Origin of the sequence: Klebsiella sp. RIT-PI-d, from assembly GCF_001187865.1 — a bacterium.
Lineage (GTDB): Bacteria > Pseudomonadota > Gammaproteobacteria > Enterobacterales > Enterobacteriaceae > Superficieibacter.
This window is the reverse complement of sequence record NZ_LGIT01000004.1, coordinates 144,853-166,900: the sequence shown is the minus strand read 5'-3', so window position 1 is coordinate 166,900 and position 22,048 is coordinate 144,853. Positions and strand designations below refer to the sequence as shown.

Here is a 22,048-nt window from a genome sequence, read left to right as displayed (position 1 = left end):
GAGGCTTCCTTGTATTCGCTCTGTCAGGTTACAGCGTTATTATTAAGCTCCTGCTTTATCGTCTCCGGCAGGGCTTGCAGGCAGTGGGATAATCGTAGGGCGGGGTTTGCAATAACCTGTTCTATTAACGCTTTTACGGCGGGATGCTGCGCAATATCGACGCCGGTACCAAGGCTGTAGGTGGCCAAAAAATAGCTGTCCCTGGTATCAGTCAGGCCTGCTTCTACCGTTTTTTTCCACATGGCTGCTGCCTGTCGCGCCGCATCTGCAGGCATGAGCGTATTGACTGCTCCCCAGGCTTTCAGGATCTGGCCGATCGCCCGGATATTCTGTTGTACCCATTCGATACCCCAGTTGAGTCGCCATTTTTCTTCTGACGCTCTGCCTGACTGACGAGCAATTTCACCCGCTGCGGTCATATACCACCATTGGCTTACCGGCCAGATTGTTCCGGCCAGTCCATTTTCTGGACTCATCGCCTGTAGAAGTTCAAAGCGCAGTGGTTCAAAAAGCGGCAAAAAAGCCTGTCCGATGTGGTTACATTGCTCTGCCAGCGAAAGTGCAAGTGACTCGGGGCCTTGTGCGCTGGAAAGCCATGCGCAGATATATCGCTTTTCCTGCAACGCTTCGCCCCTGGCATAAGTCTCCGCGCGAGTCATCCATTCTGCCTCACACGATCCGCCCGGTGGGGCCAGTAAAATCAGCTGTGGACAGTGTGCCGGTGAATACGCAAAATCGGCGCGCAGAACCGGAAAAATGGTATTATTACCCAGTTTCTGTTGTAGGTTATACAGAATCAGCGGGTTGGCACTGGCCACTTTTTTAAAAGGATCGAGTAAAAGATAACGGTATTCATCCGGATACTGATTTAACTCATTAATTATCTGGTGGCTTTCCATTATTGCCCCTGTTCAATACATTTTGCTTCGGGTGGTAACTCTGCTTGTGTCGGATTAAACATTTGTGGCGGTAATTGATTGAAGCTGGCGCACTTCGCATTTATATTGCCCGGTGTCAAAATGGTGACGCCGGAAGGTTCGATAACCAGTGCTGTTTTTCCGCAACATAGCGTAAGCTTTTTACTGGCCTGAATATGAACTTCATCATCCGTGCTGATGATCCTCATCTCTTTTAGAGACGTTAGCGCCATTGCATCTCCCTGAGCCTGAATATCTACTTTTCCTTTATTGGCATATATCTTGATGCCTAATGTTTTGGCAAACAGGCTAATGATCTCTCCGGCCGCGACAGTAAATTTTTTGAACACGCTAAAATCAGTGTTTTCACCTGAGGTCTGGATAAAATTTTGCCCGCTGCTAATTTGAATACTTTGCGGCGATACCTGGGCGATACCGTCCGGAGCGCTTAACAGCAATACTGACTGCTGCAGGTCTTTAAGTGACGCTTCCAGCAGCGCTTTTTGCGCCTGAATCTGCGCCAGTTCCGCCTGGGCAGTGGCAACGGCTTCACTCAGTGATTTTGCCAGCCCCTGTGCCTGGTTAAGCGTATCCAGTGCTGGCGCCATCTCCAGCACTTTCCCCTGTGCCCTGGCCTGACCATCGGCGCTGATAAATATCCCTTTCTGCGCCCGGATGGCTCCCCAGCTGTCGGTTCTGAGCTCAAAACCCTCACCGCGCTGCTGCTTCTCCGCATCCACTAAATGTCCGAGATTGAGCTGGCTCTTACCCCCGTACTCGGTGGAGACCTTGATATGCTCCTGGCTGCGGGTGTCATCGAGGCGGATTTTGTTGTTCGCCGGGGTGCGCAACACGTTACGTTTGTAGTTGCGAATGGTGACGTGGTCGCCGTGGGCTGAATCATGCAGCACCCCGGAAATATACGGGCGGTCCGGGTTACCGTCCTCAAAGGCTATCGCCACTTCGGTGCCTGCCAGCAGCGGCAGGTGCAGACCGTACGTGTCCCCGGCATACGGGCGGGACTGGCGCACCCACAGGCTCTCGAACCCGGTCTCCCAGTTATCACGGTCAAACAGCATGTTGACGCGATAGCGGCCGCTTTTATCGATATGGCCGTAGGTGTCGTTCTGCGTGGTGCTGGTCACCCGGGCGGGCAATGTGCCTGCCATCACCGGGCGTGTACCTGGCTCAGGACGGAAACTGAAATCCGTGCTGTCCGGGATACCGCCGACGTTAACGGCAAAATCTTCATCCCGGCGCGCATGGCTGTGCATCGTCGTGATGAGCACGCCCTGCGCAAACACCTCTGCCACGTCATACCCGCCGGTGACCTTCAGTACCTGACCCGGAGAGAGGGTCGGGCAGCTGGTGATGGCATGAATCTGCGTCTGGCCATTCAGGTAGCGCTCATGACGAATACGGGCATAAAACGCCCCGGACTCCGGGGCCGGATTACGGTCACCGGAATTTCCCGCGGTCAGGTAGTTATCTCCCCAGTGATAAGCCTCCCCCCAGGTGGTCGCATCCCCGCGGGTCGCATCGACCCGGGTGTTCATGTCCTCTGTGGCCTGGCGGTAGTTGTAGTCCCGGGTGCTGACCTGCTTCTGCACCACGTGATGATGGCTCTCCATGCCCCAGACTGAGTCAGCGCCTTTTGAATGCTGCCCTGACGGCGGCACCGACGGCAGGGTCAGGCCTTTCTCATACCCCTGCTGGCTGTCGTAAAACTCCACGACGTCGATGTGAAGGCGGGTGTCGGCGACGAAGCGGAACCAGATACCCACCTCGCCCAGCAGGCGGGTAATAAAGTGCAGGTCGTCCTCGCCGTACTGCATCACCTGCTCGCGGCGCGGGTACGCTTTTGAGAGTGAGAACAGGAAATCCTGGCCGCGCATGCCGTGACGCTCGCGCAGGATTTTTTCCACAATCTGCGGGACCGACATATCCTGATAAATGGCGTTCTGATGCGAACGGTCAAGCAGCGCCAGGCGTGGCCGGAGCGTCACGGCATAGTGGGTTTCATCTTTCGAGGTGCTGAGGCGTTCAAAGCCTGTCACCATGCCCTGAATGACCCTGACCGGCCGGCGGATTTTGATGCCAAACCCCGTGTCAACCGGGGCCTGTAGCGTCAGGGAGCCCGCCTTCATCAGCATGGTGTCTTTAGTGATGGCATGATCGGGGCTGGTGAATTCAATGCGGTAGCTGAATGGTTTGCTCAGGTATTCCTGACCGTCAAACGCCAGCACGTCGGGTTCTGAGGCACATCCCTTCACCGACAACTGGTGATGGTTGTGGCTGAATAAAATTTTGGGGCTGGCCATTATAATATCTCTGCCTGATCAAGGCTGAATTCAATTGCAATACCTTCATCTTCACTCCAGTCAAGCCGCAGGGAGTGTGGTTTTTGCTTTGCAGCCATATGGATAAGTAACTGCTGACTCAGTACCGGCAGAATTTGCTGATTAAGCAGACTATCGACGTTGCGTGCGCCGGTATCCGGCATCAGGCAGGCAGCCGTCAGTGCGTCATACAGACTCTCGCTAATATGGGTTTTGAGGCCGTAATGCCGGTGCAGGCGCTGGCTTACCTGGGCCAGCTTCATCTGAACAATCGTACGCATCGCCGCCCCTGTCAGCGGACGATATATTACCGTCTGAAAGCGGGCCAGCAGCGCGGGCTGGAAGCGATCGCGCAGGACAGGGCGCAGCAGTTCATGTAAGTCCACCTCAGTGGATCCGGGCTGTTCATCCAGTAACTGCATAATGCGATCGCTGCCAAGATTGGAGGTCATCAGGATCACGGTGTGACGAAAATCGATTTCGCGTCCTTCACCGTCACGCATAAAGCCCCGGTCAAATACCTGATAAAACAGATTCATGACGTCACGATGCGCTTTCTCGACTTCATCAAGCAGAACCACGCTGTAGGGCCGCTTACGTACCGCCTCTGTCAGAATACCGCCCTGGCCGTAGCCAACGTAACCCGGCGGCGATCCTTTCAGTTGCGAAACGGTGTGCGGCTCCTGGTACTCCGATAAATTGATAGTGATGAGCGATTTTTCACCGCCATACAATACATCTGCCACGGTGAGGGCGGTTTCCGTTTTACCGGTGCCGCTCGGACCAACCAGCAGAAATACACCCTGCGGGCCGTTTTCGGCGGTCAAACCGGTCCTGGCTGCGCGCAGACGCTGAGCAATAGCGCCCAGCGCCGCGTCCTGCCCGACTACGCGTCTGGCGAGCTCACTTTCGAGGCTCAGTAGCCCGGTCTGTTCATCTTTCATCAGTGAGGAGAGCGGCACGCCTGTCCAGTCAGCAATGACGTTCGCAACAGTGAGGGTGTCAACGTCCACCGGAAGCAGGGGAGTACTCTGCTGCATCTCTGCGAGTTGCTGTTGCAGGTCGCGCGCTTCACTCTGGCGAGATATGTCCTGGCGACTTTCCAGCAGTTGCTGTGTGAGCGTCAGTTCCCGCCGGTATTGCGTCTCACGCTCATCCAGTTCGACAAATAAACGGATTTCCTCCTGCTCAATCGCGGCCAGACGCGTGTTCTGCGAATGGTTTCCCACGGCAAGATCTTCCAGCAATGCCTGCTTCTCCATCTCCAGCGCCGTAATTTGTGCGCGAATGCGCGTTAACGGCTCCGGCACGGTATCAAGGCTCATGCGAACCCGGGCGCACGCAGTGTCCAGCAGATCAACTGCTTTATCCGGTAGCTGGCGTCCGGTGAGATAACGGCGGGACAGCGTTACGGCAGCACGTACTGCCGCGTCGGTAATGTGGACATTATGGTGTTCAGCATAGCGGGATTTAAGGCCGCGCAGCATCAGGCAGGCAGTCTCGTTATCCGGCTCATCAACCTTTACCATCTGAAAGCGACGTTCCAGCGCCGCGTCGCGTTCAAAATATTGTTTATATTCACTCCAGGTGGTGGCCGCGATGGTTCGCAGTTCCCCGCGCGCCAGGGCCGGTTTTAGCAGGTTGGCAGCATCCGCACCACCTGCCTGGTTGCCGGCCCCGATGATGGTATGCGCTTCGTCGATAAACAGCAGGACGGGGGAGGGGGAGTGCTGTACGGCATCAATGATATTTTTTAAACGCTGCTCAAATTCGCCCTTCACGCCAGCTCCCGCCTGCAGCAGGCCAAGATCAAGGGTACGCAGGCTAACGGTTTTGAGTGACGCCGGGACATTTCCCTCAGCAATACGTAGCGCCAGGCCTTCCACCAGCGCCGTTTTTCCGACGCCTGGTTCACCCACGAGAATAGGGTTGTTCTTGCGCCGGCGGGAAAGGATATCCACCATCTGGCGGATTTCGGTATCGCGACCAAATACCGGGTCAATTTTGCCGTCTTTTGCTTTGGCGGTAACGTCGAGCGTAAATTTATCCAGCGCATTCTGTAGCGCTGGATCGAGGCCGCCTGCTTTTATCTCCTCGCCAGCCGGACCGCTAACAAACTCCACACTGCCGCCGTGCCGTTGTGCCAGCGCCTCAGTTTGCTGGACGTCAGGACGCTCGTCGGATTGCGCATCCAGCAGCGGGCGCAGGCGCTCTAACTGGCTCTGACCTAATGTCAGCAGCGGCCATAAACCGTCGCAGCGTGCCAGTTTCGGTTTATCAACCAGTGCTATCAGCAGATGGATGCTGCGAATATGCTGTTCGCCAGCCAGCGACGCCCGCATCCAGGCATCCTGCATCAGAAGTTGCGTACTCTCAGCCAGCTGCGGGCGGCTGCGTACGGAGCGGGGTAGCGTATCCAGCCAGCAGAGCAAATCTTGCCACAGGCTATCCATATCCCACTCATAGCGTCGCGCCAGCACCGTAAGGTCGCCTTCACCCTGCTCCAGTAACTTTAGCAGCCAGTGCTCTGGCAGGATTTCTGCATGCGCGCGAGTCTGGCATAAGGAGGCTGCGCCCTCCATGGCGCGGGCACAGTAGGGGTTAAGGCGACGCAAGAGGATTGCTGGATTTTCCATGTTCTTAAACTCACAGTCTGGGGACCATCGGGCACGCTACCGCCCATCGCTTTTCCTGTTTATAAGGAACCTAAGCGCATCAGGTCAGATTTCTCGGGTATAGGGAATTTTGCCTGCGTACCCGCCGGGCAGATACGCAGGCAAAACTGCGGACAGGTCACCCCGTCCGCATCAGCATCAGGCTTACGCAGTGGCGCGCTCATTCCAGGAATCGGAATGAATGATGTTGCCGTCTTTATAGGTCCAGGTGATTTTTTCGTAACGCAGTTCAAGCATTTCCAGGTGGTTATGCTTCTCTTTGCTCGGTTCTTTGATGTCATGCATCAGCGGGTTGACCTTCACCACTTTCACGTTTTCCAGCTTAGTGTTGAAGTACTCGACTTCCTGACCCGCGTCGTTGATTTTGTACCATTTGAATTCCGCAGATTTCAGGGTCTGGCCCGTGGTTACTGCTTTATAAAGGTAGGGACTGGAGGAATCGATTTCCTTGGTGAACATAAACGGGGTATGAATACGGGTACCCGTTAATTTGCCGGTGTTGTTGTCAGTCGGAATATAGATATTGTGCTCTTGCGCCACGACTTCGATGCTACCTTCGCGGTCCTTTACATCCACAGAGCCTTTAATATCTGCGCCGCCATCGTCTTTCAGCCAAAGATAAACTGGGATTGCCATGTTTTACTTCTCCATTTTATGAGTAGAGACGTCACGTTCATTCGTTGACGCCGATGTTGTGTCGGGTATCTGGCAGGCATTCGCCTGAGGTACCAGACTAATTTCGACACGGCGGTTCAGCGCACGGCCTTCCACTGTGTCGTTAGTCGCGATGGGGCGGCTTTTGCCATAACCCTGTACCGCGAAACAGCTTTCCGGCACGTCGCCGGTATCCCGCATCCAGTCACGTACCGCTTCGGCTCGTTTCCAGGAGAGAGTCTGATTACGTTGAGCGTTACCCGTGTTGTCAGTATGTCCTGCTACCACAATCAGCCAGCCCGGCTTCGCCTTGATATCCACCAGTGAATTGACCAGCATTTTGGTTGAGCCGGTTTTCAATGCGAACTTTCCAGAGTCAAAAAGCGACATGCTATCGAGCCGAACGATTTTCGGTATCTTGGGCGGTTTTGGTTTGGACGGTGGTGGGGCGGGAATGTAGGATCGGATAGCATCCAGGATCGGCATCCGTAATCGCCCGCCCTGATACAAGCCAAGACTCATACGAAGGGGTTCGCCGTTGCGCGCCCAGTTATCCAGCTGAACGGCGTCATGGCGCAGAACCGCAACGGCATCAGCTTTCGGGCCATAGTCATCCATCGAAATACGGTCATAACGGGTGATGTCGAAACACAATCGCTTCATTAACTGGACGTTGTTCCAGCCACTGCTGCAAAGAGATATGGCCGCCGCAAGGGTGAATAGCCCCAGCGCACCGCGCCAGGCCCGATCGCGCGGCGTAAGGCCTTGCCCTTCAGGCAGGAGCGGCAGGATAAAGTCCGGAAGCAAAGGCATGACCGTGCTCTGCGTCCCGACCGGTTGCCAGCCTGCAACATGTTGCATGGCAGTATGTTGGCTCAACCAGGTGGTCCAGAGAGACGTCGCCAGGCTACCGGAAAGGAGAGGGCCGATCCCCGACAGTATTGCCGCAGGTGGAATTGGCGGAATATCCGGGTTCAGATCGGTAAATACCGCTTTGACATGACTGTGCAGCCAGGTCATCAGGCTATTCATCAGCACCTGTTGCTGCATGGCCAGGGCACCGCCAGCCATGACCCATGCAGCAACGGGGCAGGGAGCCGATGACTCTCGCCAGACACGAACGCCTTCCTCTGAAATGGCCGCTTGCCAGAGCATGTCATTCAGCATGGCGCTGCCAATCTGAACGCTCAGGACTAACGGTACGAGATGTCCTGTTTCACGCCGTAACTGGCTGATTTGCCAGCGCAGGGCGAGCAGGCGGCTGGTCAGGTTATCGCTATCGGCATGTTTTTGCGGACAAACGCTGACCATTACCGAGAGTTGGCGTCCCCAGTCAGGACGTTGCCGTAACAGCTGGCGAACCACCTGTGCGGGACTCTGAGTCTCTTCGACTCTGATCCAACATCCCTGCGTCACCGTCAATACCTGAGACTTTTCTGGCCAGGCTTGCGGAAGATCGCCACAGACCAGTACGACGGGCTGACGCCAGGTGGCCGCCGGAAGATTATCCAGACATAAGGTTGCTTCCTGCTCTGCGCGACGGCTGATGGCATACCAGAACGCAGTAATCAGTCCCAATATAACGACAAGTATGCAAAGAGAAACCGGCCGGGACACGGGAAGAAACCCCAGACAGACAATGGCGCTTAGCAGGGCACTCCACAACGCCAGCCCGCGCTGTTGTGCTGAACTCATTTCACCACCCCTGGCAACAACATTGTCAGCATCCGATCGAGCTTTGCGTTCAGCCCCCACCACAAGCCGGCAACGATCAGGACGCTCAGGCTAATGCGGACAGGCCAGCAGGACAGCCAACGCCCTGTGCTTCCGCCCGCACGGCTTTCTGCCAGTACGGAATGGGTCTGTGGGTAGCTAAAAGGGGAAGCATGGTCGCTGAGCATCTGAATCAGCTTCTGGCGTTCCGGATCATTTAGCGAGCGGAAATCACCGAGGAAACCCAGCAGCATGATGCGCTGAAAGCAAGTAAGAACCGCGGTGTCCGGTGAAGGTTCACGCAGAACATCACGCATACGGTCACATAACGTGTCGCCCGCATCCATTGTGCCCAGGAAGTGTCCCTGCAAAGGAACGTCATACCACTGTACGCAGGCATCATCCTCCACGCCGCGGCTTTTAACCGCTTCGTCCAGCAACGCGCATTGCGCAGTGAGAATATGTTGACAGCTGGCATCGTCAAGTTCGCTCTCTTTTAACAAACGCTGGACTCGCTCAACATCGGCGACACAGCGCTCCCATAACATTCGCCCCTCTCCCTCCTGAAACTGCGGGCCATGGTGCAGGCTGATAACCTGTAGCCAGGTGTCCTGCAGTAGTGCGTCGATATCGATCGATAAGGCAGTATCACGTTTATGCACATTCATGTTCTCAGCACCGCAAAGAGTTCAAGTTCAGGTTCACCCAGCATTCCAGGGACATAAAACATGCAGTTGCCGCTTTCGAGCATGTCGATTGCCACGGGATCGGAGATATCCAGGCTGAAATATTGATTCTCCAGACGTAACGGAATGGCAGCAGGAACATGACGCAGCGGGATAAGCGGTACGCCGATCCGTGAAGAATTAACAATACTTCGGACGTGATCCGGGCTGCCCACTTTGCACTGACGAGGGAACTGTTCCTGCAACTGCGCCACCGTCGCCGCAGATCGCACAGACAGGTAATAATCAGCACCTTCGCGCAGGCGGGGATCGTGCAGACGCGCTTGCCAGAAATGCAGGCGTTTATCGTGCTCGAGTTCAATGGATATCACTCGCGATGGCAGGCTTGCCTCCAGCAAATCGCTCAGCAAATCAAATAGTGGTGGAAAAACCGTGTTCAGTTTTTCGTGCTGCCAGACTGGAATAGCGCTGACCTGATGCTCAAGGGAGAAAGTGAGTAAACTGCCGGCAAGTCTTGCAAGTTCAGGATACAGCCGCTCCGCCGGGCTTTGTGGGTAACGTAAAAACTGGCCGAGTACAGGTTCGGCACTGTTCAGCGCATTAAGCAGCCAGAAGAGCGAGACATCAGCAACGGCAAAATCTGCCATCCGCGCATTACTTTCGCGACGCATGCCCATAAGACGGACCAGACGAGCGCGCAGCTGGGTCATGAGGTGTTCAAGCTGATTAACCAGCCAGCGGCTGCTCTGTACGGTCAGTAGCGGCGGAAGGAAACTGTCATCAAGCGTCCAGATGCCCTGCGAATCCTGCCGTAAACGCGCTACCGGACACGTCAGGTAATCGCTATTGTTTTGATGAGCAAAGCGTAGCGTCACTTCAGGCTGCATCACGGCAATCTGGCGCGTGTCTTCACCAAACTGATTGCGTACATCCTGCCATCGCTGACGGTAACGTACCGGACGATCGGCAACATCATCCGGTTTCAGGCAGTTTCCACCATTTGCCCGTAACAGCGGCAGTGCCAGGACAACGACCGTATCGTTTGATTCACCCTCCAGGGACAGCACGGGTGGCAATACATCTGCATTATCGGTGTCAATAAGCGTGCCATCCTGAAAGCGGATATGCAGTTTGCGGGCTTGCAGACGACCAAGTTTCAGGGTGTCCGGCTCAAAAGCCGATTCGATGATCCCCCACGGATGATTAAGCCCGAGTCGGGCAATGCATTCCGCAGACCAGGCCGCATATGCGGCCTGTTGCTGGAAGTGCTGGGGCGAGACCATAATGCCTCTACCCCATAACGGTTGTTCCGTTTTCATTGGCTTCCTGCCTTACGTTACACTTTCGCTTTCGGCATCTGAGAAACCAGCGACAGATTGACATCCATACCTTCCACCTGAAAATGCGGCACGGCAAACAGCTTCACGCGGAAAAAGCCCGGGTTATCTTCGATATCTTCTACCACCACCTTCGCATTGCGCAGAGGATGTGAGGCTTGCAGTTCATCGCCCGGATCGGTCATTTCAGTCACCAGAGTGCGTACCCAGGTGTTAAGTTCCAGTTCCAGCAGGCGGCGATCTTTGGTAGTGCCGATATTTTCACGTTGAATAAGTTTCAGGTAATGGGCGATGCGCGACAGCAGGAAGATATAAGGCAAACGTGCATTAATTCGGCTGTTAGCCGTCGCGTCTGCGGTATCGTACAGGGCCGGTTTCTGCGTCGAGTTTGCTGAGAAAAAGCAGGCGTAGTCCCGGTTTTTATAATAAGACAGGGGGATAAATCCGAGGTTAGCAAACTCAAACTCACGGGTTTCCGAAATCATGACTTCTGACGGGATTTTTACCTGATTACCGGTTCCGAGATCGTACAGGTGAATAGGCAGATCTTTTACAGCACCGCCCGCCTGCGGGCCGCGTATTTGCACGCACCAGCCGTTGTTAATGAAGCTTTTCACCATATTTGCAGCAAAGGCGAAAGAAGCATTGGTCCACAGATATTTATGGTGATCCGGCCCTTTTACTTCCTCAATATAGTTGAAGCTACGCACGGGTACCGTATCCGGGCCATACGGTAAACGCCCCAATACGCGTGGCATTACCAGACCGATATAGCGAGAGTCATCGGTATCACGGAAACTTTTCCATTTGATATATTCGGCCCGATCAAAATAGTTACCGATATCTTTAATGGCCGCGACCTGTTCCATGTTGTCTTTTAAAAAAAACTTCGGCCCTGCAGAACCAATAAATGGCATATGGGCTGCTGCGGATACTTTGGAAATATTACGCATTAACGCAACATCCTGAGCGGATGCATCAAACTCATAGGCTGAAATAACAGCGGCAATGGGTTCGCCGCCCGGCGTGTCGTATTCTGCAATATAGGTTTGCTTGTACAGCCCACTTTGAATGATTTCCGGCGAGTCCTCGAAATCCTGTCGCAGTTCTTCTTTGGGCAAATCCAGTAATTCCAGTTTTACATTCTGGCGAAAATCGGTCTTATCGACCAAAGACTTCAGCCCTCGCCAGACACCCTCTACACGCTGAAATTCGTCATGGTGCATGACTTCATCGAGCTGGCGACTGATCTGGAAATCAAGCTCCGCAATATGGTGGTCAAGAATAGTTTTATCCAGCTTCTCAACTTTTTGTCCAGATTTTTGCAGGCATTGCATAAATACTTTTACTGCGGCGGTAACACGCGCATCAGTAGAGGTTTCCGCCATTACGGTATTATCATCGAAACCGTTTAAATCGCCGAGTTCAGCTACCGGCGTTAAGTTAATTTTGTCAAATAGTGAGGCGTAAACCCCACCCTGTGGCAGTGTTTTATCAACAGTAGTACCGCCCGACTGCTTCATTGATTCTTGATTGACTGACATTAGCATTTACTCGTTATTATTCCGTTAAAAGAGGGTTCAGCTATTAAGCCTGGACAGGGGCTAGCGCATTCAACTCGTTGCGCAGTTCATCAGACAGTGCGGGGTCTTTTAATATATTTTCCAGTTCTTTCCTGAAAGTAACATTATCCAGAAGGTTGGATTTCAGATCGCGTAATAAATTACGCATGGAGAGCATGGCACGAAGTTGAGGAATTTGACGTGCAACCGCCTCGGGTTCAAAGTCTTTTATATTGCGAAAGGAGAGGCTGACATTTTCTTCAGAGCCGTCGTTGATAAGCGTGTTTTTAACAGTAAGTTTTACTTCAGGGTTAAAATCAGCGAGCACGCTGTTAAAATTGTTTTTATTGATATCTATTTTCTTACGCTCAGAAATCGCACCTTCGGCTTTACCATTACTAAAATCACCAACACTCAACAGTTTTAGTGGTAGCTCAACTTTTTTTTGCGATCCCCCTGTTAACAGATCCAGTTTTATATTTACACGTGCACGGGGTATCTCGTTCTGAAATGATTCAGACATTTTTTATTTTCCTCCTGAATGAATGGGGTGCTGCTGTAGTAAAAATAATGGATTGAATTCTAATCACTAAATAGTAAGGGAGTAAAGCAGGAGGGATGTCTTAAACGATACTATTACAATGCATTTATCAAAAATCAGAAAAACTAAAGGTTTTTAAGCGCGTTATTTAATACAGGAAATTCTTATTTCCTGCGTTCAACGTTATAAATTCACTGGAAGTATATAAATTTTAAATGAGATGTATCAAACTACTCTTGCAGGGGATTACGGCTGATGGCCTGCACTGCGGTAGCTTATTCATTAGTAAGACTTATTTGAAGGTATGGGTAATTAAAAAGAATAAACAATATTTTTGGGGGTGACGAATTATTTTAGGATCTAATGTAAGAAATTAGTACGTTAACCTGAATCAAAGCTTGTATAATTTCCAGGGGGAAGTATTTTGCTATAATTCGATATTTTCCTTTTGGGTTAACCCTTTGGTGGTATTAAGTTCGCGATAAACAACCTATTTAGAATAAGTTATTTTAATAAAAGCTTTTTACAGAGCAAGGCTAACGTTGTCATTAGCATAATAATGTTAAGTTGAGAGCCAGGATGAGCAAAAAACAGTTTATTTAAATTAAAACAGGTATATGATATGCAACATATTGTTCTCTTTTCTCTGCGCGAATGCCAGAGAACGGCAAGGGGTTAAACATGAAACGTATTGTTATACCTTCTCACTATGTACATACCCGCTCGACCCCGTTCTGGAATAATGAGACTGCACCAGCCTCGATCTGGAAACGTCATCTTGATGCCGGAACCCGGCAGGGGGTTTATCCTCGCTTAAGCGTAATGCGTGGTGTTATCCGCTATTACGGGTATGCTGATGAAACCAGCCCTGAAGCGGTAGAAACGCTGACCATCAATGCCGGCGAATTTGGCGTATTTCCGCCAGAAAAATGGCATAACATCGAAGCGTTGACTGACGATACGGTATTCTGCGTCGACTTTTATGTTGATCCGATGATTTTAATTGAAGGCTGAGGTACTGGCGATGACCAATGAAAATAGAGGTTATTCTTTAGCAGTAACGAATCGTGACAATAATGAAACCAAAGATAAAGTGTATTTGAAACCGATGTCCCTGTATGTGCCCGAGCGGGCCGCTCAGGCAGTAAATGAACTGGTTGAGAATCTGTCACTTGACGGTGAAAACACCGCTGAATTTATCCTGACGGTAACTAACAATAATAATGGTATTTCTGTCGATAAAAATTTTTCCAGTTTGAGTGAGTTACAGGACCCTACCGCCGCCGCAGATGCGGTTAAAGACTTGATTAACATTGTTCGCGGTTATGAGTCTGATGAAGAAACTAATGTGTGTGGCTGGTAATACTGCGCATTCGGAGGAGGTTAATATGGCTTTTCAGATCCCTTTTCATTTTCGTCATACCCGCTCGACGCCGTTCTGGGATAAGCAGTCAGTCCCTCAGGCGCTATTGACACATCACAATACCAAAAAAGGCGTCTATGGCCGACTAGCCGTGATGCAGGGTGCGGTAAAATATTTTGGCTTTGCCAGCGAAGATGACACCACGGCGGAGATTGAAGTGGTTATTAATGCAGGGCATTTTGGTATCAGCCCACCGCAGTACTGGCACCGTATTGAACTGCTAACCGACGATACCTATTTTAATATCGATTTCTTTGCCGACCCCAACGAAGCGCTGGAAGGAAAAGGAATCGGGCAGGTGGTGAATACGCACCGGGGGTAGCGTCTGTATCAACGATTCAGGCACCTCGCCAACCACGACGCGGTGCCTGCTTACCGGCGTACATCAGATAATATCGTCCACCACACCGCCATCTACGCGTAGCGCCGCACCGGACGTCGCGGATGCCTGCTCTGAACAGACGTAAACGACCATATTGGCCACTTCTTCCACTGTGGCGGCACGCTGGATCACCGAGCTGGGGCGGTTTTGCATCACAAAATCTTTCGCCACGGCCTCCAGTGATTTACCGGTTTTCTCAACCTCATCTTTCATCATGGCGGCAAAACCATCTGAAAGTGTGGGACCTGGCAGCACGCTGTTTACCGTCACGCCGCTGCCTGCGACAAATTTTGCCAGCCCGCGCGAAAGTGAAAGTTGCGCCGTTTTGGTTACCCCATAATGGATCATATCTGCCGGAATATTGCGGGCAGATTCAGATGAAATAAACACTACGCGGCCCCAGCCTTTACGCACCATGCCCGGCAATAGCGCCCGGGACAAACGCACGCCCGACATCACATTTGTTTGCCAGTAGGTATCCCAGGTACTGTCGTCGGTAGAATAAAAATTCTCCAGGCCGAAAATACCCGCGTTGTTGACCAGAATATCGACTTCTGGCGCAATCTTTAGCAGCGCTTCTACGCCCTCTGGCGTGCTGAGATCGGCAATGGCCGCCCGAAGTTGCGCACCGGGAACCGCCTGTTGAAGATGTTGAATACCCTGATTAACGCTGCTTTCGCTACGCCCGTTAATAATAACCTCGGCACCGCTTTCCGCCAGTCCCCGGGCAATGGCTAAACCGATCCCCGCAGTGGAGGCCGTCACCAGCGCCACTTTCCCCGTAAAATCAATTTTCATGCTCTGCTCCGCATTGGTATACGTAGTGTGGAGCATTAAGCGTAGCAGGTGAGAATTTGGAGTATGTATCGCCTTTCGCTACCTGGCCGTTAAACAGTGTAAATGCCCGTGCCGTACGCCGCGTTGGGCGATCACATCGTCAGCGAAATGCTGGATTTCATGCATGTTGCCTTTCAGCACTGACACTTCGAGGCAATCATCATGATTGATATGAACGTGCAGGGTCGAGACGGACAGGTCGTGATGATGATGCTGGGCCGATACAATGCGGCTGGCAAGATCGCGTTTTTCGTGCTCATAAACGTAGGACAACACCGCATACCCTTGTTTCTCACCGTGTTGTGGATGCTCATGAACCAGCGTGTTGCGCAGAATATCGCGAATGGCTTCGGAACGATTATGATATCCCCGCTGAGCGCTCAGTTCGTCCAGCGCTGTGAGAAGATCGTCATCAAGCGTAATGGTAATTCGTTGCATGGGAGAACCTTATTATTGAGTGTGGCGCGGGACAGGGAACGCGGGGAGTATCGCCTGCTGCAGCGCCCGACCTTCCGGAGTCTGTAGCTGAAAAGGAGACTGCACGAGCGCGGTTTCGATTATTTCACCCCGATCCATAACCATGACTCGCTGACAAAAGCGCTCGACCAGCCGTAGATCGTGAGTAATAAACAGGCAGGCGGTGCCAAACTGTTGCTGCAGACGTTTCAGTAACTGGATGATCCCGGCCTGCAGGACTAAATCCAGGCTGGAGACTGCCTCATCGAGGATCAGCAGCGCCGGTTTGACGATCAGCGCGCGTGCCAGACAGACACGCTGCAGCTGACCGCCGCTGAGCTGGGAGGGGCGCTTGCCGATCAGATCGACATCGAGTTCAACGGCGTGAAGCATCTCCTCAATACGGCCCGGGCGATCTTTTTTTGCGACCGTCAGTAAATGCCGCATCGGTTCGGCAATAATTTCACCTACCGTTTTCCGTGGATTCACGGCGCTTATCGCGTCCTGAAATACCAGTTGAATATCACGGCGAAATGCCTTGCGGGACGGGCGATCCAGGCTCGTCAGCCGTTTACCGCGCCAGGCGATCTCGCCGAGTTCAGGCTGTTCAAGACCGACCAACAGTCGCGCCAGGGTACTTTTTCCGCAGCCGCTGCGTCCCAGCAGGGCCACGCTTTCTCCTGGCCGCAGCGTGAGCGAAATATTGTTAAGTACGCCGGGCTGATGAGGATAGCTGTGCCTCAACCCGGAAACGCAAAGAAGTGTCATCCGGGTAACTCCATACCGTAAAGCGCCAGGTGGGCCGCGAGCAGGCCGCGCGTGACGGGATGCTGCGGCGCGTTAAAAATGACGTCAACGCTGTTATGTTCAACAATGCGTCCTTGATTCATGACGGCAACCTCGTCTGCCAGTCGGGCAACCACGCCCATATCGTGCGTGACAATCAACATGCCGGGGTTGCGTTGTTCAATGACAGAGGTCAGAAGATCCAGAATGCGCGCCTGGGCAACGACATCCAGGTCGGTAGTCGGCTCGTCGGCGATAATAAACGGTGCATCGGCCAGAATTGCCATCGCAATCATCATGCGCTGCAACATGCCGCCGCTCATCTCAAATGAGTACAGGGTCAGGATGCGCGCCGGGTTTTCCAGACCGACCGCATGTAATGCACTGATAAGTGTGGCGTCATCAGCAGGTTTACCCAGCGCGCGGCAGGTTTCACGTGCGTGGGTGGCCATGGTATGCAGCGGGTTAAAGGCGCTGCGCGGATTCTGCATAATCGTGGCAATAGTGAGTCCACGTAGTACGGCACCGGATACCGGTTTACCATCGGCCAGCAGTGTACCCGCCGTTTGCTGAACCCCCGGGGGTAACACGCCAAGTGCAGCCGCGCAGGTAAGTGATTTCCCACTGCCGCTACCGCCGACCAGCGCCAGCACGCGCCCGCGTTTGAGCGTCAGCGATACATCATGCACCAGCGGTTTATCCGCCAGCAGGGAAAGATGTTGTAATTCGATCTGTTGCGGCATCAGTGAGCATGCTCCATGATCAGGTGCGGATCGAGATGATCGCGCAGGGCGTCACCGACCAGGTTGAAGGCCATCACGCTGATAAACAGCGCCAGACCCGGCCAGAACATTTGTAACGGCTGAGTCCAGATATACTGGCGAGCGTCGTTAATCATCACGCCCCATTCCGCCGTCGGCGCGGTAACGCCGAGACCGAGGAACGACATTCCGGCAACATGCAGCATCATGTGGCCGATATCCAGCGTCGCCAGCACCAGCAGGGACGGGATCGCCGCGCCTGCCAGATGATCGACAAATACCCGAATATGACCCGCACCGGAAAGACGGGAAGCCAGAACAAACTCACGCTGACGCAGCGCGATCACCAGACTGCGCACCATGCGTGCATACCACGCCCAGTGCGACAGGGCGATAGCGATAATCACATTGGTAAGCCCGGTGCCTAATACGCCGACCAGGAAGAAAGAGAGGATCGAGGTCGGGAAGGTCATAAAAATATCTGCAACCCGCATGGTGACCTGATCGACGCGACCGCCAATCAGACCGGCGCTGCCGCCGACAACCAGCCCCAGTATTAGTACCAGCAGCAGACACGCCATCACCGAACCTAACGAGACGCGGGTTGCTGCCAGCAGGCGGGAGAAGATGTCGCGTCCGAGGTGGTCGGTGCCCAGCCAGTGCTGGCTGCCCGGTGACAGCAGGCGCGACGGTAAATCAATCGCCTGTGGATCGTATGGCAGCCACCACTGGCTGGTGAGAGCAATCACCGCCAGCAGGGCGATGATGATAAGTGCGAGACGTACCGACCAGCGCGATGAGAGGAAAAAGTTCACAAATGCGCTCCTTCGTGGCGGCGAATGCGCGGATCGAGCGCCGCGTTCAGTAAATCGACAATCAGGTTACAGACTACAAACACCACCACCATGATCAGCGTAAAACACTGGATCACCGGGTAGTCACGATTAAATATTGCTGAGACGGCGTAGCGCCCGACGCCTGGCCAGGCAAAAATATTCTCGATAATCATCGTGCCGCCAATCAGTTCACCGATGTGCATTCCCACTGCGGTAATGACCGGCAGCGAGGCGTTGCGCAAAATATGGCGGCGTTCGGTTTGTTTATCGCTTAGCCCGCGCAGACGTGCCCAGGTGACATGGCGCTGCCCGGCAACCTCCAGCATACTGGCCCGCAGCAGACGTGCATTAATCGCCAGCGACATAAAAGCGATGGAAACCGCTGGCAGGATGAGATGCTGCCAGCCTCCATAACCCAGTGCCGGAAGCCATTTCAGGTATACCGAGAAAAACATTACCAGCAAAAAAGCGAGCCAAAAATTAGGCATTGAGACGCCAAGAAAGGCGATAACCCGCACGATAAAATCCGGCAGACGATCGCGATGGCGTGCCGCCCAGATGCCGAGCGGCACCGAGATCAGCAGGATCAGGACCAGCGCCGCGCCGGCCAGTTCCAGCGTAGCCGGCAGAAAGGTCAGAACATCATCCAGTACCGGGCGCTGGGTGGCGAACGAGAGGCCAAAATCGAGGTGCAGGGCTTTCCATAGCCAGCTGCCATACTGGACGATAAGCGGCTGATCCAGCCCCAGCATCACCCGCGTGTTGGCGACCATATCCGGCGTTGGCGGCAGGTTAGACAGGCGTAGATAGTCGAGCGCCGGGTCGCCCGTTCCCAGACGCAGCATCAGGAAAATCACCACCGAGGCAGCGAAAACCATCGGGATAAGCAGCAGAATACGCCGCAAACTGTAACGTAACATCAGTGATTTACCGGCTTGATCTGTTCAAAAGGGATGTCGGAGGTTATTGCTGGATAAGGGAGGGTGCCTAACGCTGGTTTTGCCACGACCATCATCGACATATAGCTAATCGGCAGATATACCGCTTCGTTATGCAGCCGGGTCAGAATATCGCGATACAGTGATTTACGCTGTGCCTCATCGGTCGTGGTGAGAACGTCGCCGATCTCCCGGTCGATTTGCGCCTTATCCGGCAGGCCCAATTGCGCCTGATAATCGGCGTGAGACGGTACGCGCATTGAGCTCATAAACGCGTGCGGATCGTACGGTGCACCCCAGGTGCGGGAGAAAATCATACCAAAGCGTCCATCGCGCATGCGGGCATAAATGCTGCTTTCTTCCTCACCTGTCAGCGCCACATCAACACCTATTTTGCGCATATCGGCCTGCACAATTTCAGCCATCGATTTGCTCAACGCATCGGTGCCGATATAGGCCAGTTCAATGTGCAGCGGCGTGCCCGCTTTTTCACGAATGGATTTTCCAGCAGGAAGTTTCCAGCCCGCTTTTTCCAGCAGTGCGCTGGCCTGCTGCGGATCGTACTGGCGCGGTTTCAGATGAAGATCAGCGTAGGGTACCGTCGAGGAAAACAGCGTATCGGCAACCTGTTGAGTGCCGTACAGCGCGTTGTCGATAAGCGATTTTTTGTTCACCGAGTAGTTCAGCGCTTCACGCACCAGTAGCTCGTTAGTCGGTGCTTTGGCGGAGTTCAGCGCCAGCATCACCGTTTCAACCGGGGCCGAAAGCTGGGTGTGATAATCCGGGTTGTGGCTGAAGCGGGCAAAGGTATCCAGCGGCAGCAGGCCTTCATTGCCATACAGCAGGTCAATATCGCCTGTCTCGAAGGCCACGGCGCGCGTGGTAGGGTCCGGGATCACTTTAACGGTGATCTTTTTGATCTGCGGTTTTTCACCCCAGTAATGCTCGTTACGCACCAGTACATCATACTGGTTGAGCTTTGACGCCTTCAGCACCCACGGTCCGGTACCAATCGGCGCGTTGATGCCGTTCATCGTCTCATTATGTTTGAACTGTGACGGGGCGATAAAGCGGAAAGGGCGCGGCAAAGCCAGCTCCTGCAGGAAAGGATAGTAAGCATCTTTAAGCGTAATTTGCAGCGCCGTTTTACTGAGCGCTTTGACGTCAACGATCTGATTGACCAGCTCCAGCCAGGCGTGACGCTGACGGTTATCCAGCACGACGCGGAAATTTTCTGCCGCCGCAGGGGCATCGAACACTTCGCCATTGGAGAACGTGACATCATTGCGCAGGATGAAGGTCCAGGTTTTGCCATCTGCCGAGTGGGTCCAGCTTTTTGCCAGCCACGGAGTAACGGAGCCATCCGCCTGGTATTTCACCAGCGGCTCATACACCATGCTCTGGGCGAACAGTTGATTCGGCGTATAGAGATGAGGATTGAGTGGCCCGACATTAACCGGCCAGGCGGTAGTGATCTCGTCAGGTGCGGCAGCATGTGCGAAAAATGACGCACACGCCAGAAGCGCAACTACGATGCGACGTAAGCTGGACAAAATGAAAGCCCCGGATGATAAAAAGACGTACGACTTAGTGAGTATGACGATTTTAGAGAATCATCATACTTTTGACGTGTTCTGGATCAATAGTTGAGCGGTAAGAAAGAGAAGGTATACGAAAATCGTATGTTAATGCTCAGCGAATAAACGCAGCAGGGTCTTGACCTGATCGTCCAGCGGGGCGAGGGTGTCTTTAACGATCAGGTGCAGCGGCGTGGCGCGCCGTGCGCCATGGCTTAACGGCAGGGGGCACAAAATACCCTGCTCAAGCTGCGTCTGTATGCGCTCTTCGGGCAACCAGCCATAGCCCACCTGATACATCACGGCATCAATCGCTGCATCAATGGTTGAAAAGGTCCAGGCATCTCGCGCGGTGTGCTGCGGGCTATCACCTTCAGCAATGCGGATCAGTGGCCAGGCGCGAAGCGTGTCTTCGTTAAGCGGAGTATCCACGGCAGAAAGCGGATGATCGCGATGAGCGACGGCAATAAAATCGATATTCATCAGCCACTCACCGCCGCCGGTAATATCCTGGCGGCGCGTCAGGACCATGACGTCTGCATCAGCGTAGGCCGCCTGCCGATCGCTACTGTTCTCCAGTACTTCGGTGAGACGTACCTGCGTTTGCGGCCATTGCTGCTGGAATTGTTTAAGGATTGCAAACAGGCGACGACGGGGGAAAATGCTGTCGACCATTAAGTCCAGCCGCGTGCGCGCGCCGTCTTGCAGTGTTGCCGCGCGGGTTTCCAGCCAGCTAAAGGTTCTTAGCAGAGGTTTAACCTGAGCCAGCAAAAGTTCGCCTGCGGGCGTCAGGACTGCCCGGCGGCCTTCCGGTTGCAGCAGCGCAACGCCAAGACGCTCCTGTAACAATGACAGGTTATAACTGACCGAGGACTGGCTGCGATGGGTTTCTTGTGCCGCTTTTGCAAAACTGCCCGATTCAACCACCTTTTCCAGTAACGTCCATTGCTCCAGGGTTGTCTTATGCATTATTCATCTGATTTTTTGATTAATATAGCGCAAATATAGCGTTATTAATCTATTTTTTAAAGCGTTAAGATTTCTTCATCGAATACAGAGGAGAATGATTATGCGTACTTTTGATAAACACGATCTGAGTGGTTTTATCGGCAAACATGTGGTTTATACCTATGATAATGGCTGGAACTACGAGATTTATGTCAAAAACGACACGACGCTCGATTACCGTATTCACAGCGGTATCGTTGGCAACCGGTGGGTCAAAGATCAGCACGCTTACATTGTGCGGGTCGGGGAGCGTATTTATAAAATTTCCTGGACCGAACCTACCGGGACTGACGTTAGCCTGATCGTGAACCTCGGCGATAACGTGTTCCACGGGACTATTTTCTTCCCGCGCTGGGTGATCAATAACCCAGAAAAAACGGTGTGTTTTCAGAACGAGCATATTCCGCTGATGGAATCGTATCGCGACGCAGGTCCGGCCTATCCGACTGAAGTAATCGATGAGTTTGCCACGATTACCTTCGTACGTGATTGCGGTGCGAACAATGACGAGGTGATTGCCTGCCCAGCCAGTGAGCTACCGGCCAGTTTCCCGGAAAACTTACGCTAAGGCAGCAAGCAATGCCCGGTGGCGCTGCGCTTACCGGGCCTACAGGTGAATG

At 53.3% G+C, this 22,048-nt stretch carries 21 protein-coding genes; 4 read left to right on the top strand and 17 right to left on the bottom strand.

All coding sequences use genetic code 11. The features are described 5' to 3' along the window. Window positions 1-23 precede the first annotated feature (23 nt). From AC791_RS04030 to tssB, 9 genes are all read right to left on the bottom strand, one after another. Window positions 24-899 (bottom strand): hypothetical protein, encoded by an 876-nt coding sequence (locus AC791_RS04030; protein WP_049839202.1) that lies wholly within the window; start codon window positions 897-899, stop codon window positions 24-26. Further along, entirely contained in the window at window positions 899-3,238 is a 2,340-nt protein-coding gene (locus tag AC791_RS04025) for a type VI secretion system Vgr family protein (protein WP_049839201.1), read from the bottom strand. Before AC791_RS04025 ends, AC791_RS04030 begins: the two co-directional genes overlap by 1 nt. Further along, window positions 3,238-5,892 carry a type VI secretion system ATPase TssH gene (tssH, locus tag AC791_RS04020; protein ID WP_049839200.1) on the bottom strand — a complete coding sequence of 885 codons (2,655 nt, stop codon included), beginning with the start codon at window positions 5,890-5,892 and terminating at the stop codon, window positions 3,238-3,240. The genes AC791_RS04025 and tssH overlap by 1 nt, the downstream gene beginning before the upstream one ends. Before the next feature lie 183 nt (window positions 5,893-6,075). Further along, window positions 6,076-6,567, bottom strand: coding sequence for a type VI secretion system effector Hcp (gene hcp, locus AC791_RS04015; protein WP_049839199.1), 492 nt, complete (start codon window positions 6,565-6,567; stop codon window positions 6,076-6,078). A 3-nt stretch (window positions 6,568-6,570) separates the two neighbouring features. Then, window positions 6,571-8,280: an OmpA family protein gene (locus AC791_RS04010; RefSeq protein ID WP_049839198.1), complete on the bottom strand. Its 1,710-nt coding sequence runs from the start codon at window positions 8,278-8,280 to the stop codon at window positions 6,571-6,573. Then, the gene (gene tssL / locus AC791_RS04005; RefSeq protein WP_049839197.1) at window positions 8,277-8,966 is read right to left on the bottom strand and encodes a type VI secretion system protein TssL, short form; all 690 of its coding nucleotides are present in this window, start codon (window positions 8,964-8,966) and stop codon (window positions 8,277-8,279) included. Before tssL ends, AC791_RS04010 begins: the two co-directional genes overlap by 4 nt. Further along, window positions 8,963-10,303 carry a type VI secretion system baseplate subunit TssK gene (gene tssK / locus AC791_RS04000; protein WP_049839196.1) on the bottom strand — a complete coding sequence of 447 codons (1,341 nt, stop codon included), beginning with the start codon at window positions 10,301-10,303 and terminating at the stop codon, window positions 8,963-8,965. The genes tssL and tssK overlap by 4 nt, the downstream gene beginning before the upstream one ends. 17 nt (window positions 10,304-10,320) lie before the next feature. After that, window positions 10,321-11,865: a type VI secretion system contractile sheath large subunit gene (gene tssC / locus AC791_RS03995; RefSeq protein ID WP_199485495.1), complete on the bottom strand. Its 1,545-nt coding sequence runs from the start codon at window positions 11,863-11,865 to the stop codon at window positions 10,321-10,323. 43 nt (window positions 11,866-11,908) lie between these two features. Next, complete coding sequence (gene tssB, locus AC791_RS03990) at window positions 11,909-12,406, bottom strand: type VI secretion system contractile sheath small subunit (RefSeq protein ID WP_049839194.1); 498 nt, start codon at window positions 12,404-12,406, stop codon at window positions 11,909-11,911. Window positions 12,407-13,105: 699 nt separating this feature from the next. Here tssB and AC791_RS03985 point away from each other — a divergent pair. From AC791_RS03985 to AC791_RS03975, 3 genes are read left to right on the top strand one after another with little or no spacing between them, the layout of a single operon-like run. Then, complete coding sequence (locus tag AC791_RS03985) at window positions 13,106-13,438, top strand: DUF1971 domain-containing protein (RefSeq protein ID WP_049839193.1); 333 nt, start codon at window positions 13,106-13,108, stop codon at window positions 13,436-13,438. A gap of 10 nt (window positions 13,439-13,448) precedes the next feature. Continuing rightward, window positions 13,449-13,787 carry a DUF1869 domain-containing protein gene (locus AC791_RS03980; protein WP_049839192.1) on the top strand — a complete coding sequence of 113 codons (339 nt, stop codon included), beginning with the start codon at window positions 13,449-13,451 and terminating at the stop codon, window positions 13,785-13,787. A 25-nt stretch (window positions 13,788-13,812) separates the two neighbouring features. After that, window positions 13,813-14,169: a DUF1971 domain-containing protein gene (locus tag AC791_RS03975; RefSeq protein ID WP_049839191.1), complete on the top strand. Its 357-nt coding sequence runs from the start codon at window positions 13,813-13,815 to the stop codon at window positions 14,167-14,169. Window positions 14,170-14,232: 63 nt separating this feature from the next. On the opposite strand, the gene AC791_RS03970 is transcribed toward AC791_RS03975, so the two are convergent. From AC791_RS03970 to AC791_RS03935, 8 genes are all read right to left on the bottom strand, one after another. Beyond that, a complete protein-coding gene (locus tag AC791_RS03970) occupies window positions 14,233-15,027 on the bottom strand; it encodes an SDR family NAD(P)-dependent oxidoreductase (protein ID WP_049839190.1) in 795 nt (264 codons plus the stop codon). Window positions 15,028-15,105: 78 nt separating this feature from the next. Then, complete coding sequence (nikR, locus tag AC791_RS03965) at window positions 15,106-15,504, bottom strand: nickel-responsive transcriptional regulator NikR (protein ID WP_049839189.1); 399 nt, start codon at window positions 15,502-15,504, stop codon at window positions 15,106-15,108. 12 nt (window positions 15,505-15,516) lie between these two features. Next, the gene (gene nikE / locus AC791_RS03960) at window positions 15,517-16,290 is read right to left on the bottom strand and encodes a nickel import ATP-binding protein NikE (protein ID WP_049839188.1); all 774 of its coding nucleotides are present in this window, start codon (window positions 16,288-16,290) and stop codon (window positions 15,517-15,519) included. After that, complete coding sequence (gene nikD / locus AC791_RS03955; protein ID WP_049839187.1) at window positions 16,287-17,051, bottom strand: nickel import ATP-binding protein NikD; 765 nt, start codon at window positions 17,049-17,051, stop codon at window positions 16,287-16,289. The genes nikE and nikD overlap by 4 nt, the downstream gene beginning before the upstream one ends. After that, window positions 17,051-17,884, bottom strand: a complete 834-nt coding sequence (nikC, locus tag AC791_RS03950) for a nickel ABC transporter permease subunit NikC (RefSeq protein ID WP_049839186.1) — start codon at window positions 17,882-17,884, stop codon at window positions 17,051-17,053. The genes nikD and nikC overlap by 1 nt, the downstream gene beginning before the upstream one ends. After that, window positions 17,881-18,825: a nickel ABC transporter permease subunit NikB gene (gene nikB / locus AC791_RS03945; RefSeq protein WP_049839185.1), complete on the bottom strand. Its 945-nt coding sequence runs from the start codon at window positions 18,823-18,825 to the stop codon at window positions 17,881-17,883. Before nikB ends, nikC begins: the two co-directional genes overlap by 4 nt. Then, a complete protein-coding gene (nikA, locus tag AC791_RS03940; RefSeq protein ID WP_049839184.1) occupies window positions 18,825-20,399 on the bottom strand; it encodes a nickel ABC transporter substrate-binding protein in 1,575 nt (524 codons plus the stop codon). Before nikA ends, nikB begins: the two co-directional genes overlap by 1 nt. Before the next feature lie 129 nt (window positions 20,400-20,528). Beyond that, entirely contained in the window at window positions 20,529-21,389 is an 861-nt protein-coding gene (locus tag AC791_RS03935; protein ID WP_049839183.1) for a LysR family transcriptional regulator, read from the bottom strand. Window positions 21,390-21,486: 97 nt separating this feature from the next. Between AC791_RS03935 and AC791_RS03930 the strand changes: the two genes are divergently transcribed. Continuing rightward, a complete protein-coding gene (locus AC791_RS03930; protein WP_199485497.1) occupies window positions 21,487-21,996 on the top strand; it encodes a phenolic acid decarboxylase in 510 nt (169 codons plus the stop codon). The last annotated feature ends 52 nt before the right edge of the window (window positions 21,997-22,048 follow it).